The following is a 15914-nucleotide window of genomic DNA, read 5'->3' on the forward strand; positions in this document are numbered from 1 at the left end:
CCCTGGGTCGGCGACGCTACCGCGCGAAGCGCGACCGGCGACGCCGGCCCGAAAAGCGGGCCGCATGCGGGGACGGGTCAAGGTGCGAGGGAGAGCGTGGCCTGCCTATTCGGCACCGCAATGCAGGCCAGCCGGACGCCTGGTGCGCCGCCCTGATCCGGAGAAGAAGAAAAGAACGGGGCCATGCCTTGCGGCGCAACATGGAGCAACCGCGCGCAGCGATGGTGTGTCGCGGCCAATGGCCGGCATTGCGGGTATCCACCCGATGAGGAGCCCCCCTTGGTAAGGGGGGCGCGCCGAAGGCGCGGGGATCGGGGATAAGGACCGTGTACCCATGATCCGTGCAACGGATCATGGGTGTGTAGCCCGCTGCGCGGGCTACACCACGGTCAACTCAACTTTCAGTTGAGCTGACCGTGGCAGTGCTTGTACTTCTTGCCGCTGCCGCAGGGGCACGGATCGTTGCGCCCGACCTTGGGCTCGGCGAGCGCGGCCTGCACGTCGGCCGCTTCCTCGTCGGCGCTGTAGCCGCCGTTGTCCTGGTGCTGGAACTGCGACATCTGCAGGCGCGCTTCGGCCTGCTGGCGCTCCAGCGCCTCCATCGCCGCCACTTCCTCCTCGCTGCGGATGCGCACGCGCGAGAGCAGCTGGATCACCTCGCGCTTGACGTTCTCCAGCATCTCGGAGAACAGCTCGAAGGCTTCCTTCTTGTATTCCTGCTTGGGCTGCTTCTGCGCGTAACCGCGCAGGTAGATGCCCTGGCGCAGGTAGTCCATGCGCGCCAGGTGCTCCTTCCAGCTCTGGTCGAGCACGGTCAGCATCACGTGCTTCTCCAGCGCGCGCATGGTTTCGGCGCCGACCGCCGCTTCCTTCTGCTCGAAGTGCTGCTCGATGTGGGCGGCCACGGCCTGGGCGATGCCCTCGGCGTCCAGTTCCTCGTGCTGCCTGAACAGCCCCACCAGGTCCATCTGCACGCCCAGGTCCGACTCCAGCGTGGCCTGCAGGCCCGGCAGGTCCCACTGCTCGTCCACCGAATTCGGCGGCACGAAGCGGGCCACCAGGTCATAGATCACGTCGCCGCGGATGCCGTCGATGTTGTCCTTGACCGACTCGGCGTCGAGCAGCTCGTCGCGCTGGGCGTAGATCACCTTGCGCTGGTCGTTGTTGACGTCGTCGAAGTCCAGCAGGTTCTTGCGGATGTCGAAGTTGTGCGCCTCGACCTTGCGCTGCGCCTTCTCGATCTGGCGGCTGACCAGGCGGTCCTCGATGACGTCGTCTTCCTTCATGCCCATCAGGCGCATGGCCTTCTGCACCCAGTCGGACGCGAAGATGCGCATCAGGTTGTCTTCCAGCGACAGGTAGAAGCGCGAGGAACCCGGGTCGCCCTGGCGGCCGGAGCGGCCACGCAGCTGGTTGTCGATGCGGCGCGATTCATGCCGTTCGGTGCCGACGATGTGCAGGCCGCCGGCGGCCTTGACCGCGTCGTGGCGTTCCTGCCAGGCGGCCTTGACCGCGGCCTTCTGCTCGGCGCTGGCGTCCTCGCCCAGCTCCTGCAGCTCGGTCTCCAGCGAACCGCCGAGCACGATGTCGGTGCCGCGGCCGGCCATGTTGGTTGCGATGGTCACCGAGCCCGGGCGGCCGGCGTTGGCGACGATGGTCGCTTCGCGGTCGTGCTGCTTGGCGTTGAGCACTTCGTGCTTCACGCCCGCCTTGCGCAGGTGCTCGGACAGCATCTCCGAGGTTTCGATCGAGGTGGTGCCGACCAGCACCGGCTGGCCGCGCTTGGCGCATTCCTCGATGTCGGCCAGCACCGCGTTGAACTTGCCCTTGCGGTTGAGGAACACCTGGTCCGGGTGGTCCTTGCGGATGGTCGGCTTGTTGGTCGGGATCACCACCACTTCCAGGCCGTAGATGCTCTGGAATTCGTAGGCTTCGGTGTCGGCCGTACCGGTCATGCCGGACAGCTTCTTGTACATGCGGAACAGGTTCTGGAAGGTGATGCTGGCCAGCGTCTGGTTCTCGCGCTGCACCGGCACCCCTTCCTTGGCTTCCACCGCCTGGTGCAGGCCGTCGGACCAGCGGCGGCCGGCCAGGGTGCGGCCGGTGAACTCGTCGACGATCACCACCTCGCCGTCGCGCACGATGTAGTCCACGTCGCGCTGGTAGATCGCGTGCGCGCGCAGCGCGGCATTGAGGTGGTGGACCACCGTCAGGTTCTGCGCGGCGTACAGGCCGCCGTCGTTGTCGGCGTCGATGATGCCGGCCTGCCGCAGCAGTTCCTCGGCATGCTCCATGCCCGCTTCGGACAGGTGCACCTGCTTGCCCTTCTCGTCGACCCAGTAGTCGCCCTCGCCCTCTTCGGTCTCCTGCTTGACCAGCTGCGGCACCACGCGGTTGACGCGGATGTACAGCTCCGGCGAATCGTCGGCCGGGCCGGAGATGATCAGCGGGGTACGCGCTTCGTCGATCAGGATCGAGTCGACTTCGTCGACGATCGCGTAGTGCAGGCCGCGCTGGTAGCGGTCGGCGCGGGTCAGCGCCATGTTGTCGCGCAGGTAGTCGAAGCCGAACTCGTTGTTGGTGCCGTAGGTGATGTCGGCGGCGTAGGCCTCGCGCTTGTCGCCATGCGGCATGCCCGGGTAGACCACGCCCACGCTCAGCCCCAGCCAGTTGTACAGCTTGCCCATCTGCGCGGCGTCGCGGCGGGCCAGGTAGTCGTTGACGGTGACCACGTGCACGCCCTTGCCTTCCAGCGCGTTGAGGTAGACCGGCAGGGTGGCGACCAGGGTCTTGCCTTCACCGGTGCGCATTTCGGCGATCTTGCCCAGGTGCAGCACCATGCCGCCGATCAGCTGCACGTCGTAATGGCGCATGCCAAGCACCCGCAGCGAGGCCTCGCGACAGACCGCGAAGGCTTCCGGCAGCACCTTGTCCAGCGCTTCGCCGGCGGCGATGCGCTCGCGGAACTCGGGGTCTTGGCCTTCAGCTGGTCGTCGGAAAGCTTCTGGATTTCCGGCTCCAAGGCATTGATCTTGGCGACGATACGGTTGAGCTGGCGGAGCTGGCGCTCGTTGCGGCTGCCAAAAACGCGGGTAAGCAGGCTGTTGATCATTGAAGGAACCGGTTTGAATGGAATGCCGTGCGCGGACCCCACCCCAAGCGGGACCAGCCGGGCACAAACGAAACAGGGCGCAATGCGCCCTGTCGATGGCAACGCCTATTGTAGCTTGGGGCGGGCGCCTGGCGATTCAAGCGCCCGCAGGCGCCCCTCAGCCACGCCGGACGCGGCCCACCGGGGTGGTGCTGCCGTCGCCCAGGAACTTGCGCGGGTTGACCACGCGCCCGTCCTGCCACACCTCGAAGTGCACGTGCGCGCCGGTGGAACGCCCGGTGGAGCCGGCCTTGGCCACTTCCTGGCCGACCCGGACCAGATCGCCCTCGCGCACGCTCAGGCGCGAGTTGTGCGCGTACAGGGTCTTGTAGCCATTGCCGTGGTCGACCTCGACCACGTTGCCGTAGCCGCCCTTGACCCCGGAGAAGCTGACCACGCCCTCGGCCACCGCGGTCACCGGGTCGCCGACGCGGGCGTGGAAATCCATGCCCTTGTGGGTGGCGGCACCGCGGCCGAACGGATCGGCACGGGTGCCGAAGCCGGAGGTCACGTAGCTGTTGCGGATCGGCATGCGCGAAGGCACCGCGTTCTGCTCCAGCTGGTGGTCGAACAGCAGCGATTCGAGCACCGACAACTGCCTGCCTGAAGCAGCAAAGCGCTGCTCCAGCACCTGTAAGTCGCTGTTGACCGCGCTCAGCGGGATGTCCTGCGCCGGGCCGGCATCGCCGTCACCCAGGCCGGGCGTCTCGTTGAAATCGAACTCACCGTCCTCGAGCTTGCCCATCTGGGTCAGGCGCTCGCCCAGCGCGTTCAGGCGCGTGGCCTGGGCCTGCAGCTCGCCCAGCCGCGCCGCCAGCGCGTTGACCTGGGTCTGCGCGTCGGCCTGCACCTTGGCAAGTTCGCGCTCCTGGCGTTCGACCTGCGCGCGCAACGCCGCGTCACCGGCCGCGCCGACGCCCAGGGTGAGGCCCACGCCGACCAGGCAACCCAGGCCCATCACGCTGCCCAGCAGGGCCTTTGGCCTATCCTCGAAAAACACCTGCAGGCGCGCCAACGGCGTTTTTGCCTGCTGCCCCCGTGTTTTGATTACGATCTTTTTGAATGCCATCGAAGAATTCTTATGTCTGAGCCGAAATCCAGCGTTCGTTCCCGCAGCGCGCCCAAGCAGGCGCTGGAAGCGGTGATGGCGGACAAAACCGGGAACCCGTTGCGGCGAGCCCTGTGGCTCGATGCGCTGGACCGGCAGTTGCGCCCCCATCTGCCGCCTGCGCTGGGCAACCGTTGCCGGCTGGCCAATGTGGACGGCGAACACCTCGTTTTTCTCGTCGAATCGCCGGTCTGGCACGCCAAGGTCAGGCTTGCCGAAAACCAGTTGCTCGACGCGGCCCGATCCATCGGGCTGAAGGCCACCCGGGTGACCGTCAAGACTGCCACCGCGCCTGCACCCTCCCCGGTGCGAAACGACCAGCGCAGTACTCACGCAGTAACGGCCGCCACGCACAAAGGCCTGCGCGACGCCCTGGCTTGTCTGGCGGATGTGAAGGGCACCCGTTCCTGAATGCGGGTGGCGTTCCTCCACCGCAGGCGGGCATCCCGACGGACCCCCGCACCAAGCCGGCAGGAATCCTAGCCGCGACTTGCAGTGGAGGCGTTAGTGTTTTGTTAATTAATGGTTAAATTCAGGCCGGAATGGCGCCTGGATTCACATTTTGTCCACGCCCGTCGGCGTGCCGCCCATTCAGGCGTAGGCCACCGCCCCGTACACGATCGGGTCGGCGGCGGCCGGCGAATCGAAGCACGCCCACTCCCACGCACTGGCATCGGCCAGCAGGGCACGGACCAGCTTGTTGTTGAGCGCGTGGCCGGATTTGTAGCCTTCGTAGGCGCCCAGCACCGGCCCCCGGCCAGGTACAGGTCGCCGACCGCGTCGAGGATCTTGTGGCGCACGAACTCGTCGGCATAGCGCAGGCCGTCGTCGTTGAGCACGCGGAACTCGTCCAGCACGATGGCGTTGTCCATCGAGCCGCCCAGCCCCAGGTTGCGCTCGCGCATGTACTCCAGGTCGCGCATGAAGCCGAAGGTGCGCGCGCGGGAGATTTCCTTGATGTAGGCGGCGGTGGAGAAATCGATCTCCACCCGCGACTGCCGTGCCGGGATCATCGGGTGGTCGAACTGGATGGTGAAGCCCAGCCGGTAGCCCTCGTGCGGTTCGAAGCGGGCGATCTTGTCGCCGTCGCGCACTTCCACGGTCTTGAGGATGCGCAGGAAGCGCTTGGGCGCCGCCTGCTCGACGATGCCGGCCGACTGAAGCAGGAACACGAACGGGCCCGAGGAACCGTCCATGATCGGCAGCTCGGCCGAGGACAGCTCGACGATGGCATTGTCCACGCCCAGCCCGGCCATGGCCGACATCAGGTGCTCGACGGTCTGGATCTTGGCGCCTTCGCAGGTCAGGCCGGTGCACAGGGTCACTTCGGTGACCAGGTCGGCGCGCGCCGGCACTTCCACCACCGGGTCCAGGTCCACGCGGCGGAACACGATGCCGTGGTCGACCGGTGCCGGGCGCAGGGTCATGTAGACCTTGTCGCCGCTGTGCAGGCCGACGCCGGTGGCGCGGATCGTGTTCTTGAGGGTGCGCTGCTGGATCATCGGGGTACGTTCTGGAGGGACCGCCCGGAGCGCGGCCATAACCAAACAAGAATAACACGCATCAACATCCGTCCCTGGCGCGTGGCCGGCACGCCTCCTCCGGGGAGGCGAAGCTGCCGCCGGGCCGATCCTGGCCCGGCAGCAACGGACATGGATGCTGCCACCGGGGAGGACAACCCCGGCGTCCACGACAACTCACCGCCTGCCGGCCATGCCGCCCGCCGCAGGCGTCCCGTCGGGGACGCCCGGCGCTGGCGACCGGCCGGTCAGTCGGCCTGGCGGCGGAGGAACGCCGGGATGTCCAGGTAGTCGCTGGGCAGTTCCGCCGCGGCCGGTGCGGCCGCCGGGGCCGACGCGGCCACGGTGTCCGAACTCGGGCGACGCAGGCCCATGCCCAGCGAGCTGCCCACGGCCTTGGCCACGGCATCGGCCGGGCTTTCGTAGTCGCCGCCGAACTCGGCCTGGCCGGTGGTGGCATTGCGCACCAGCTTGATCGGTGCACGCTCGCCCGGGCGCTGCGCGCTCTTGGCCACGGCGCGGTTCAGGCCGGTGGCGACCACGGTCACCCGCACTTCGTCCTGCATGTCCGGGTCGAGCACGGTGCCGACCACCACGGTGGCGTCTTCCGAGGCGAAGCCGTCGATGGTGCGGCCGATCTCGTCGAACTCGCTCATGGTGAAGTCCGGGCCGGCGGTGATGTTGACCAGGATGCCGTTGGCGCCGGCCAGGTTCACGTCGTCCAGCAACGGGTTCTGGATGGCGGCCTCGGCGGCGGCCTGGGCGCGGTCGTCGCCGCGGGCGGTGCCGGTGCCCATCATCGCCAGGCCCATTTCCGACATCACGGTGCGCACGTCGGCGAAGTCGACGTTGATCAGGCCCGGGCGCACGATCAGGTCGGCGATGCCCTGCACCGCGCCCTGCAGCACGTCGTTGGCGGCGCGGAAGGCCTGCACCATGGTGGCGTTGCGGCCGAGCACGGTGATCAGCTTCTCGTTGGGGATGGTGATCAGCGAATCGACGTGCTGGCTCAGTTCCTCGATGCCCTTGAGCGCGACCTGCATGCGGCGGCGGCCCTCGAACGGGAACGGCTTGGTGACCACGGCCACGGTCAGGATGCCCATTTCCTTGGCCAGCTGCGCCACCACCGGCGCGGCGCCGGTGCCGGTGCCGCCGCCCATGCCGGCGGTGATGAACACCATGTCCGCGCCCTGCAGCGCGTCCATGATGCGCTCGCGGTCTTCCAGCGCGGCCTGGCGGCCGACTTCCGGGTTGGCGCCGGCGCCCAGGCCCTTGGTGACGTTGGTGCCGAGCTGCAGCTGCAGCTTGGCGCCGCAGTTCTTGATCGCCTGCGAATCGGTGTTGGCGGTGATGAACTCGACGCCGTCCACGCTGGAGTTGACCATGTGCGCCACGGCGTTGCCGCCGCCACCGCCCACGCCCACCACCTTGATCACCGCATTGGGTGCCATCTTCTCGATCAGTTCGAAATGTGCCATGTCCATGTCCTCGTTATAACCGCTTCCGTTGGCGTGGCCCCGCAGGCGTCCTGCCCTTGGTCACCGCGCCGCCATTGCGGCAGTTGTCGTTGGAATCCCGCGTGGCCTGCGCCATTGCGGGGTACCGCCCTGCTTCAATCACCGGCCAGCGGCCGGCGTTACCGCCCGTTCCGCGTCAGAACTCGCCGCGGAACCAGTTCTTCAATTTGTTGAACAGCGTGCCGGCGCGCCCGGTGGGCAGCGACGGACGCCGCGGGTGTTCGATCTGGCTGCCCATCAGCAGCAGGCCCACGCCGGTGGCGTGCACCGGGTTGCCGACCACCTCGCCCAGCCCGGTGACGTGCTGCGGGATGCCCACGCGCACCGGCATCTGCAGCATTTCCTCGGCCAGTTCGACCACCCCTTCCATCTTCGAGGCGCCGCCGGTGAGCACCATGCCGGCGCGCACCATTTCCTCGAAGCCCGAGCGGCGCAGTTCGGCCTGCACCATCTCGAAGATCTCCTCGTAACGGCCCTGCACCGCCTGCGCCAGCGAGGCGCGCGGCATGCGCCGCGGCGGGCGGTCGCCGACCGACGGCACCTGGATGCTCTCCTCGGCGGTGGCCAGCTGCGCCAGCGCGCAGGCGTAGCGCACCTTGATCTGCTCGGCCTCCGGGGTCGGCGTGCGCAGCATGTGCGCGATGTCGTTGGTGACGTGGTCGCCGGCGATCGGCAGCGAGGCGGTGTGGCAGATCGCGCCCTGCACGAACACCGCGATGTCGGTGGTGCCGGCGCCGATGTCCACCATCACCACGCCGAGCTCGCGCTCGTCGGCGGTCAGCACCGCCACGCTGGAGGCCAGCGAGGACAGCACAAGGTCGTCCACCTGCAGGCCGCAGCGCTGCACGCACTTGCTGATGTTGGCCGCGGCCGACTGCGCGCAGACCACCAGGTGCGCGTGCACCTCCAGGCGCACGCCGGTCATGCCGACCGGGTTGCGGATGCCTTCCTGCGAGTCGTCCAGCACGTACTCGCGGGGGATCGCATGCAGGATCTTCTGGTCGGCCGGGATCGCCACCGCCTTGGCCGCCTCCAGCACGCGGTCCAGGTCGCCCCAGGTCACCTCGCCCTCGCGGATCGGGGTGATGCCCTGCGAGTTGCGGCACTGCACATGGTTGCCGGAGATCGAGGCGTAGACCGAGCGGATCTCGCAACCGGCCATCAGTTCGGCCTCCTCGATCGCGCGCTGGATCGACTGCACCGTCGATTCGATGTCGACCACCACGCCGCGCTTGAGCCCGCGCGATTCGTGCGAACCGATGCCGATCACCTCGATCGGGCTGCCCGGCGAGTACTCGCCCACCAGCGCTACCACCTTGGAGGTGCCGATGTCGAGGCCGACGATCAGTGATTTGTCACCCTTGCGATTCATGTCCTGTCCTGCGTCTGCTTTGCTGCCGGCGGCGGAGTTCCCCAGCTCAGCGTGAAACCGTTGGTGTAGCGGAGGTCGGCGCGCACGATCGGCACCTGGGTGCGGGTGAACTGGGGCAGCACGCGCACGAAGCGGCCCAGCCGCGAGCGCGCATCGTCGCGGCCGACGATGACTTCGGTGCCGTTGTCCAGCGCCAGCGACCAGCTGCCGCGCGCGTCCATCGCCACCCGCCGCACGTCGATGCCCACCGGTGCGAACAGCGCGCGCGAGTCGTTGTAGAGCTCGACCACCTCGGCGGTCTTGCTGTCCGGGCCATCGAGCTCGGGCAACGGCGCGTTCTCCAGCCCGTGCGGGGTGGCGAACAGCCGCCCCTGCTCGGACAGCAGCCGGTCCTTGCCCCAGCGCGCGAACGGCTTGTGTTCGACCACGCTCACCTCGAGCACGTCGGGCCACTGCTTGCGCACCTGCGCGCTCTCCACCCAGGGCAGCCGCTCCACCGCGTGCTGCGCATCCTGCAGCTTGACCGCGAAGTAGCCGGCGCGGGCATACGGCAGCAGCGCCTTGCGCAGCTCCTCGCCGGGCACGCGCTTGAACTCGCCGTGCACGCGCAGCCGGGTCAACGGCCAGCGCTCGGCGCCGACCCAGCCGTTGAGCACCGCGACCACCGGCAACGCCACCAGGGCGATGGCCAGCAGCCAGGCGAGGATGCGCAGCAACGCGCTCATGCGCGCCCCCCGCCGGTCCTGGCGGTTCCGCGCGACGGCACCGCGCCGCGGCCGTTGCCGGCCGGAAGCGGGGTGCGCATCAGCGGAAGCAGGCAGGGCTTCATTCGTCCCGCGCCTCCTGGAAACCGCCGCTGGCGATCTGCTGGGCGACGTGGCCGATGTCGCCGGCGCCCATCATCAGCAGCAGGTCGCCGTCGCGCAGCACGTCCGGCAGCACCGACACCAGGTCATGGGCATGTCCGACCACCACCGGCTCGCTGCGGCCGCGGGCGCGGATGGCGCGGGCCAGCGACTTCGAATCGGCACCCGGGATCGGCGCCTCGCCGGCCGGGTAGACCTCGCTCAGCACCAGCGCGTCGACTTCCGACAGCACCGCGGCGAACGCGTCGAACTGGTCGCGGGTACGGCTGTAGCGGTGCGGCTGGAACGCCACCACCAGCCGCTGCGCGGGCCAGCCACCACGGGCGGCGGCGAACACCGCGGCCAGCTCGCGCGGGTGGTGGCCGTAATCGTCGATCAACCGCACCCGGGCGCCCTTGGCGGTGGTGACCACGCCCAGGTCGTTGAAGCGGCGGCCCACGCCCTCGAACTTCTCCAGCGCGGCGGCGATCGTTTCCGGCGCCACCCCCAGCTGCCAGCCGATGGCGGCGGCGGCCAGCGCGTTGAGCACGTTGTGGCGGCCCGGCAGCGCCAGCGTCACCGGCACGCTGCTGCCTTCGGGCAGGCGCAGGGTGAAGCGCATGCGCGCGCCGTCCTGCACCACGTCCTCGGCGCGCACGTCGGCGTTGCCGCTCATGCCGTAGGTCATGACATGGCGCGGGGTCTGCGTGGCCAGTGCGGCCACCTCCGGGTCGTCGATGCACAGCACCGCCAGCCCGTAGAACGGCAGCCGCTGCAGGAACTCGGCGAACGCCGCCTGCACCCGGGCGAAGTCGTTGCCGTAGTTCTCCAGGTGGTCGGCGTCGATGTTGGTGATCACCGCCACCAGCGGGTTCAGCCGCAGGAAGCTGCCGTCGCTCTCGTCGGCCTCGGCCACCAGCCATTGCCCGCCGCCGAGCTTGGCGTTGGCGCCGGCGGCCAGCAGCTGCCCGCCGATCACGAAGGTCGGGTCCAGCCCGCCTTCGCTGAGCACCGCGGCGGTCAGCGAGGTGGTGGTGGTCTTGCCGTGGGTGCCGGCCACGGCGATGCCGCGGCGGAAGCGCATCAGCTCGGCCAGCATCGCCGCGCGCGGCATGATCGGGATGCGCTGGCTGCGCGCCTCCATCAGTTCCGGGTTGTCTTCGCGGATGGCACTGGAGACCACCACGCAGTCGGTGCCGAGCACGTTGGCGGCGGAGTGTCCGCGCATCACCCGCGCGCCCAGCCGCGCCAGGCGGCGGGTGGCGGCGTTGTCGGCATTGTCCGAGCCGGAGACTTCATAGCCCAGGGTCAGCATCACCTCGGCGATGCCGCTCATGCCGGTGCCGCCGATGCCGACGAAATGCACCCGCGGGAACGCCCGGACCAGGTCGGTGGTGTCGTGGAGGCGGCGGATCATGCGCGGCCTCCGGCGAGGCGGGCGCGGGTGCGCGGTGCCGTGTTCATGCTGCTTCCTCGAGGATGATGTCGGCGATGCGTTCGGCCGCATCGGCCTTGGCCAGCGCACGCGCGGCCTGGGCCATCTGCATGCGTCGGGCGGGAGTGGCGGCGAGCGCGCGCAGCACGCCCTCCAGGTGGGTGGCCAGCACGTCGTCCTGCTTCAGCAGTTCGGCGGCGCCGCGCTCGACCAGGTATTCGGCGTTGCGGGTCTGGTGGTCGTCGACCGCCGCGGCGAACGGCACCAGCACGCTGCCGACGCCCACCGCGCACAGTTCGGCCAGGGTCGATGCGCCGGAACGGCACACCACCAGGTCGGCCCAGGCATAGGCCGCGGCCATGTCCTGGATGAAGGCATCGACGCGGCCGTCGACGCCGGCATCGCGGTAGGACCGGCGCGCCTCGTCGAGCAGCTTTTCGCCGCACTGATGCCAGACCTCGATGGCGACGCTGCCGGCCAGCGCGGCCAGCGCCCTGGGCACCGCGTTGTTGAGCGCGCGCGCGCCCTGGCTGCCGCCCAGCACCAGCACCCGCATCGGGCCGCTGCGGCCGGCCAGGCGCTGCTCCGGCGCCGGCAGCGCGGCGATCTCGGCGCGCACCGGGTTGCCGACCACCTCTTCGCCGCTGGCGAAGCTGCCGGGGAAGCCGGTCAGCAGGCGCCGCGCGAAGCGCGACAGGATGCGGTTGGTCATGCCCGGCGCGCGGTTCTGTTCGTGCACCAGCAACGGCAGCCCGTGCAGGCGCGCCGCCATGCCGCCGGGGCCGGAGGCGAAGCCGCCGAACGCCACCACCGCGCGCGGGTTGCGCTCGCGCAGGATGAAGCCGGCGGCGCGGATCGCGCGCAGCACCCGCAGCGGCGCCGCCAGCAGCGCCAGCTTGCCCTTGCCGCGCAGGCCGGAGATCGCCAGCGTGTCGATGGCGATGCCGTGCTGCGGCACCAGCCGGGTTTCCATCGCGCCCTCGGCGCCGAGCCAGGTCACCGGGATGCCGCGCCCGCGCAGCACCCGCGCCACGGCCAGCCCCGGGAAGATGTGCCCGCCGGTGCCACCGGCCATGATCAGCACCGGCCGCGGGGTGCCTTGCGCTGGCGTCGCCACATGCGGCTGCGAAGGATGCTGCGAGGGTTGCGTCATCACGCGATCCTCCCGAAGGTCGGTTCGACCCGCTGCTGCATGCGGCTGGTGCCGCGCGCGGCACCGGCCTGCATGGCCGCGGCGATCGCGCTGGCGGTGGCCGGCTCGGCCGGCTGCGCGGCGGCGTCCGCCGGCACGTCGGCCACGTCGGCGTCATCGCGCACTTCCTGGCGGCGCACCGCGCGGTTGTATTCCCACGACACGCGCAGCAGCACGCCGACCGCCACGCAGGTCATCATCACGCTGGAACCGCCGGAGGAGATCAGCGGCAGGGTCAGGCCCTTGGTCGGCAGCATGCCCAGGTTCACGCCGATCGACACGAAGGTCTGCAGGCCGATCCACAGGCCCACGCCGAAGGCGATGTAGCCGGAGAAGTGGCGGCGCATCTCGATGCAGCGCATGCCCAGCCAGAACGCACGGCCGACCAGCAGCGCGTACAGCGCGATGATCGTGCACACGCCGGCGAAGCCCAGCTCCTCGGCGATCACCGAGAAGATGAAGTCGGTATGCGACTCGGGCAGGTAGTTGAGCTTCTGGATGGACGCGCCCAGGCCCACCCCGGTCCATTCGCCGCGGCCGATCGCCATCAGCGCGTTGGACAGCTGGTAGCCCGAACCCAGCTGGTCTTCCCACGGGTCCATGAACGAGGTCACGCGGCGCATGCGGTACGGCTCGAAGATCACCAGCAGCACCAGCGCCGGCAGCATCAGCAGCACCGGCAGCACGATGCGCTTGAGCTGCGCGCCGCCCAGCACCAGCATGCAGGTGGTGATGCCCAGCAGCAGCATCGACGAACCGAAGTCCGGCTGCAGCAGCAGCAGCACCACCAGCACGCCGACCACGCCCACCGGCTTGAGCATCGCCTGCCAGGTGGCGTTGACCTCGTCGCGGAAGCGCACCAGGTAGCTGGACAGCCAGATGATGTACAGCACCTTGACCGCCTCGACCGTCTGGAACTTGGACACGCCCAGGTTGATCCAGCGGCGCGCGCCGTTGACGGTGCTGCCCAGGCCGGGCACGAACACCACCACCAGCAGCGCGAAGCAGCCCAGCAGCAGCAGGTGGTTGTACTTCTCGACGTCGCGCAGCTCCACCCGCATCGCCACCGCCGCCAGCGCCACGCCGATGCCGATGAACACCAGGTGCCGGGTCAGGTAGTAGAACGGGCTCTGGGTGAGCGCGATGGAGCTGGAGGCGACCATCACGATGCCCAGCGACGCCAGCGCCACGGCCGCGCCCAGCAGCCACTTGTCGTAGTGGCCGCCGATCGCTTCGAGCCGGGTTGCCTGGCGCGCGGTATCGTCCATCAGCGCACCTTCAGCGTCGCCAGGCCGATCAACACCAGCACCACCGAGATGATCCAGAAGCGCACGATCACCCGCGGCTCGGGCCAGCCCTTGAGTTCGAAGTGGTGGTGGATCGGCGCCATCCGGAACACGCGCTTGCCGGTCAGCTTGAAGCTGGCCACCTGGATCATCACCGACAGCGTCTCGATCACGAACACGCCACCCATCACCACCAGCACCAGCTCCTGGCGCACGATCACCGCGATGGTGCCCAGCACCGCGCCCAGCGCCAGCGCGCCGACGTCACCCATGAACACCATGGCCGGGTAGGTGTTGAACCACAGGAAACCGAGCCCGGCGCCGGCGATCGCCGCGCAGATGATGACCAGCTCGCCCGCCCCGGGGATCTGCGGGATCTGCAGGTAGCTGGAGAACACCGCATTGCCCGAGGCGTAGGCGAACACGCCCAGCGCGCAGGCGACCAGCACGGTCGGCATGATCGCCAGCCCGTCCAGGCCGTCGGTCAGGTTGACCGCGTTGGAGAAGCCGACGATCCAGAAGTAGGCGATGGCGACGAAGCTGATACCGGCCAGCGGCAGCGCGATGGCCTTGAACATCGGGATGTACAGGGTCAGCGCCGCCGGCACGTCGGCGGTATGGAACAGGAACAGGCCGGCGCCGAGGCCGAAGATCGACTGCAGCAGGTATTTCCAGCGCGACTTCAGGCCGTTGGGGTCGCGCCTGGCGATCTTGATCCAGTCGTCGTACCAGCCGATGGCGCCGAAACACAGCATCACCGCCATCACCAGCCACACGTAGCGGTTGCGCAGGTCGCCCCACAGCAGCACCGACAGCAGCACCGACAGCAGGATCAGGCCGCCGCCCATGGTCGGGGTACCGGCCTTGGAGAAGTGCGACTGCGGGCCGTCCTTGCGGATCGGCTGCCCGCCCTTGAGCTGCGCCAGGCGGCGGATCGCCGCCGGCCCCAGCCACAGCGACAGGCCGAGCGCGGTCAGCGCGGCGAGGATGCCGCGGAAGGTGAGGTAGTTGAACAACCGGAACAGGTCGTCCAGCTGCTGCAGCCAACGGGCCAGTTCAAGCAACATGCGGTGTGTCCTCGCCACGCTTGAGCAGCGCGGTCACGATCTTGTCCATGGCGCTGCCGCGCGAGCCCTTGACCAGGCACCGCACGCCAGCATGAAGGTCGGTTTCCAGCGCCGCGGCGAGCGCGGCGTGGCTGTCGAAATGGCGCCCGCCCTCGCCGAACGCGGCGGCGGCGGCGGCGCTCAGCGGCCCCAGCGCATACAGCCGCTTGAGCCCGGCTTCGCGCGCGCGGCGGCCGGCCTGCGCATGCAGCGCCTCGGCATCGGGGCCGAGCTCGCGCATGTCGCCCAGCACCAGCCAGGCCTCTTCCTTGCCCGCGGCCAGCGCGGCGATCGCCGCGGCCAGCGAACCCGGGTTGGCGTTGTAGCTGTCGTCGACCAGCACCGCGCCGCCGGGCAGCACATGCGCGACCTGGCGACCGGCCACCGGGCGCGCCTGCGCCAGGCCCTCGGCCACCCGCGGCAGGGCGATGCCGGCAGCCAGCGCCAGCGATGCGGCGGCCAGCGCATTGAGCACGTTGTGCCGGCCCGGCAGTTGCAGCGCCACCTCGGCCTCGCCCTGCGGCGCGTGCAGGCGGAAACGGGAACCGGCTTCGGCCAGCACGATGGCGCTGGCGGTGACGTCGGCGCTGGCTTCCAGGCCGAAGCGGAGCACGCGATGGGCGCCGGCACGCTCGGCGAAGAACGGGGCGAACGCGTCGTCGGCGTTGACCACGGCCACCCCGCCTTCGCGCAGGTCGTCGTAGACCGCCGCCTTGGTGTTGGCGATCTCCAGCAGGCTGCCCATGCGCTCCAGGTGCGCGGGCGCGACGTTGTTGACCAGCGCCACGTCCGGCGCGGCGATGGCGGTCAGGTAGGCGATGTCGCCCGGCTTGCCGGTGCCCATCTCGTAGATCGCGAAATCGGCGTCTTCCGGCGCGTCGATCACCGCCAGCGGCATGCCGATCTCGTTGTTGCGGTTGCCCGGGGTGGCGTAGACCTGGCGGCCCTCGACCATCGCCACGTGCTGCAGGATCGCCAGCAGCAGGGTCTTGACACTGGTCTTGCCGTTGCTGCCGGTGATGGCGAACACGCGGGTGGCGCGGTCGCGCTGCATCGCGGTGGCGATCCGGGCCAGCGCGCGTTCGGCGTCGGCGACCACCACCTGCGGCACGTCCAGCGGCAGCAGCCGCTCGACCAGCAGTGCGCTGGCGCCGTTGTCCACGGCGCTGGCGGCGAAATCGTGGCCGTCGAAGCGCTCGCCGCGCAGGGCCAGGTACAGGCTGCCCGGCGCCAGCGTGCGGCTGTCGTTGCCGATGGCGTCGATGCTCGCATCCTCGCCATGCAGTTCGCCGCCGGCCCAGTGCGCGATCAGCGACAACGGGGTGCGCTTCATCGGGCACGTCCCGCGGTCTGGCCGTCGTTGGAGCCGTGCGTGGCGCGCA

The 15914-nt window shown here is 69.5% G+C and carries 10 protein-coding genes and 2 pseudogenes; 1 reads left to right on the forward strand and 11 read right to left on the reverse strand.

Annotated features, from left to right (window positions below):
* Positions 1 to 401 precede the first annotated feature (401 nt).
* Positions 402 to 3112 (reverse strand): annotated as a pseudogene (locus B1L07_13175) (preprotein translocase subunit SecA).
* A gap of 157 nt (positions 3113 to 3269) precedes the next feature.
* Positions 3270 to 4220: a hypothetical protein gene (locus B1L07_13180; protein AUZ55876.1), complete on the reverse strand. Its 951-nt coding sequence runs from the start codon at positions 4218 to 4220 to the stop codon at positions 3270 to 3272.
* A 12-nt stretch (positions 4221 to 4232) separates the two neighbouring features.
* Here B1L07_13180 and B1L07_13185 point away from each other — a divergent pair, with 12 nt between their 5' ends.
* Positions 4233 to 4670 carry a hypothetical protein gene (locus B1L07_13185; protein AUZ55877.1) on the forward strand — a complete coding sequence of 146 codons (438 nt, stop codon included), beginning with the start codon at positions 4233 to 4235 and terminating at the stop codon, positions 4668 to 4670.
* Positions 4671 to 4850: 180 nt separating this feature from the next.
* Here B1L07_13185 and B1L07_13190 read toward each other — a convergent pair.
* The 9 genes and pseudogenes from B1L07_13190 to B1L07_13230 all read right to left on the reverse strand — a co-directional run bounded on the left by B1L07_13190 (position 4851) and on the right by B1L07_13230 (position 15865).
* Positions 4851 to 5761: pseudogene (locus tag B1L07_13190) on the reverse strand (UDP-3-O-[3-hydroxymyristoyl] N-acetylglucosamine deacetylase).
* Positions 5762 to 6027: 266 nt separating this feature from the next.
* Positions 6028 to 7257, reverse strand: a complete 1230-nt coding sequence (locus B1L07_13195) for a cell division protein FtsZ (protein AUZ55878.1) — start codon at positions 7255 to 7257, stop codon at positions 6028 to 6030.
* Between the two features lie 175 nt (positions 7258 to 7432).
* Positions 7433 to 8668 (reverse strand): cell division protein FtsA, encoded by a 1236-nt coding sequence (locus B1L07_13200; protein AUZ55879.1) that lies wholly within the window; start codon positions 8666 to 8668, stop codon positions 7433 to 7435.
* The gene (locus B1L07_13205; protein AUZ55880.1) at positions 8665 to 9393 is read right to left on the reverse strand and encodes a cell division protein FtsQ; all 729 of its coding nucleotides are present in this window, start codon (positions 9391 to 9393) and stop codon (positions 8665 to 8667) included. Before B1L07_13205 ends, B1L07_13200 begins: the two co-directional genes overlap by 4 nt.
* Before the next feature lie 100 nt (positions 9394 to 9493).
* Complete coding sequence (locus B1L07_13210) at positions 9494 to 10930, reverse strand: UDP-N-acetylmuramate--L-alanine ligase (protein ID AUZ55881.1); 1437 nt, start codon at positions 10928 to 10930, stop codon at positions 9494 to 9496.
* Between the two features lie 43 nt (positions 10931 to 10973).
* A complete protein-coding gene (locus B1L07_13215) occupies positions 10974 to 12101 on the reverse strand; it encodes an undecaprenyldiphospho-muramoylpentapeptide beta-N-acetylglucosaminyltransferase (protein AUZ55882.1) in 1128 nt (375 codons plus the stop codon).
* Complete coding sequence (locus tag B1L07_13220) at positions 12101 to 13408, reverse strand: putative lipid II flippase FtsW (GenBank protein ID AUZ55883.1); 1308 nt, start codon at positions 13406 to 13408, stop codon at positions 12101 to 12103. The genes B1L07_13215 and B1L07_13220 overlap by 1 nt, the downstream gene beginning before the upstream one ends.
* Positions 13408 to 14493, reverse strand: coding sequence for a phospho-N-acetylmuramoyl-pentapeptide-transferase (locus B1L07_13225; GenBank protein ID AUZ55884.1), 1086 nt, complete (start codon positions 14491 to 14493; stop codon positions 13408 to 13410). The genes B1L07_13220 and B1L07_13225 overlap by 1 nt, the downstream gene beginning before the upstream one ends.
* Complete coding sequence (locus tag B1L07_13230) at positions 14483 to 15865, reverse strand: UDP-N-acetylmuramoylalanyl-D-glutamyl-2, 6-diaminopimelate--D-alanyl-D-alanine ligase (GenBank protein ID AUZ55885.1); 1383 nt, start codon at positions 15863 to 15865, stop codon at positions 14483 to 14485. The genes B1L07_13225 and B1L07_13230 overlap by 11 nt, the downstream gene beginning before the upstream one ends.
* Positions 15866 to 15914: the final 49 nt, after the last annotated feature.

The sequence above is a fragment of the Stenotrophomonas acidaminiphila genome, assembly GCA_002951995.1.
Classification (GTDB): domain Bacteria; phylum Pseudomonadota; class Gammaproteobacteria; order Xanthomonadales; family Xanthomonadaceae; genus Stenotrophomonas; species Stenotrophomonas acidaminiphila_A.

Excerpts from the sequence above, each read along its gene's own strand:
- B1L07_13215 (AUZ55882.1), bottom strand. The coding sequence starts at position 12,101 with ATGACGCAACCCTCGCAGCATCCTTCGCAGCCGCATGTGGCGACGCCA.
- B1L07_13205 (AUZ55880.1), bottom strand. The coding sequence starts at position 9,393 with ATGAGCGCGTTGCTGCGCATCCTCGCCTGGCTGCTGGCCATCGCCCTG.
- B1L07_13200 (AUZ55879.1), bottom strand. The coding sequence starts at position 8,668 with ATGAATCGCAAGGGTGACAAATCACTGATCGTCGGCCTCGACATCGGC.
- B1L07_13180 (AUZ55876.1), bottom strand. The coding sequence starts at position 4,220 with ATGGCATTCAAAAAGATCGTAATCAAAACACGGGGGCAGCAGGCAAAA.
- B1L07_13230 (AUZ55885.1), bottom strand. The coding sequence starts at position 15,865 with ATGAAGCGCACCCCGTTGTCGCTGATCGCGCACTGGGCCGGCGGCGAA.
- B1L07_13210 (AUZ55881.1), bottom strand. The coding sequence starts at position 10,930 with ATGATCCGCCGCCTCCACGACACCACCGACCTGGTCCGGGCGTTCCCG.
- B1L07_13185 (AUZ55877.1), top strand. The coding sequence starts at position 4,233 with ATGTCTGAGCCGAAATCCAGCGTTCGTTCCCGCAGCGCGCCCAAGCAG.
- B1L07_13195 (AUZ55878.1), bottom strand. The coding sequence starts at position 7,257 with ATGGCACATTTCGAACTGATCGAGAAGATGGCACCCAATGCGGTGATC.
- B1L07_13225 (AUZ55884.1), bottom strand. The coding sequence starts at position 14,493 with ATGTTGCTTGAACTGGCCCGTTGGCTGCAGCAGCTGGACGACCTGTTC.
- B1L07_13220 (AUZ55883.1), bottom strand. The coding sequence starts at position 13,408 with ATGGACGATACCGCGCGCCAGGCAACCCGGCTCGAAGCGATCGGCGGC.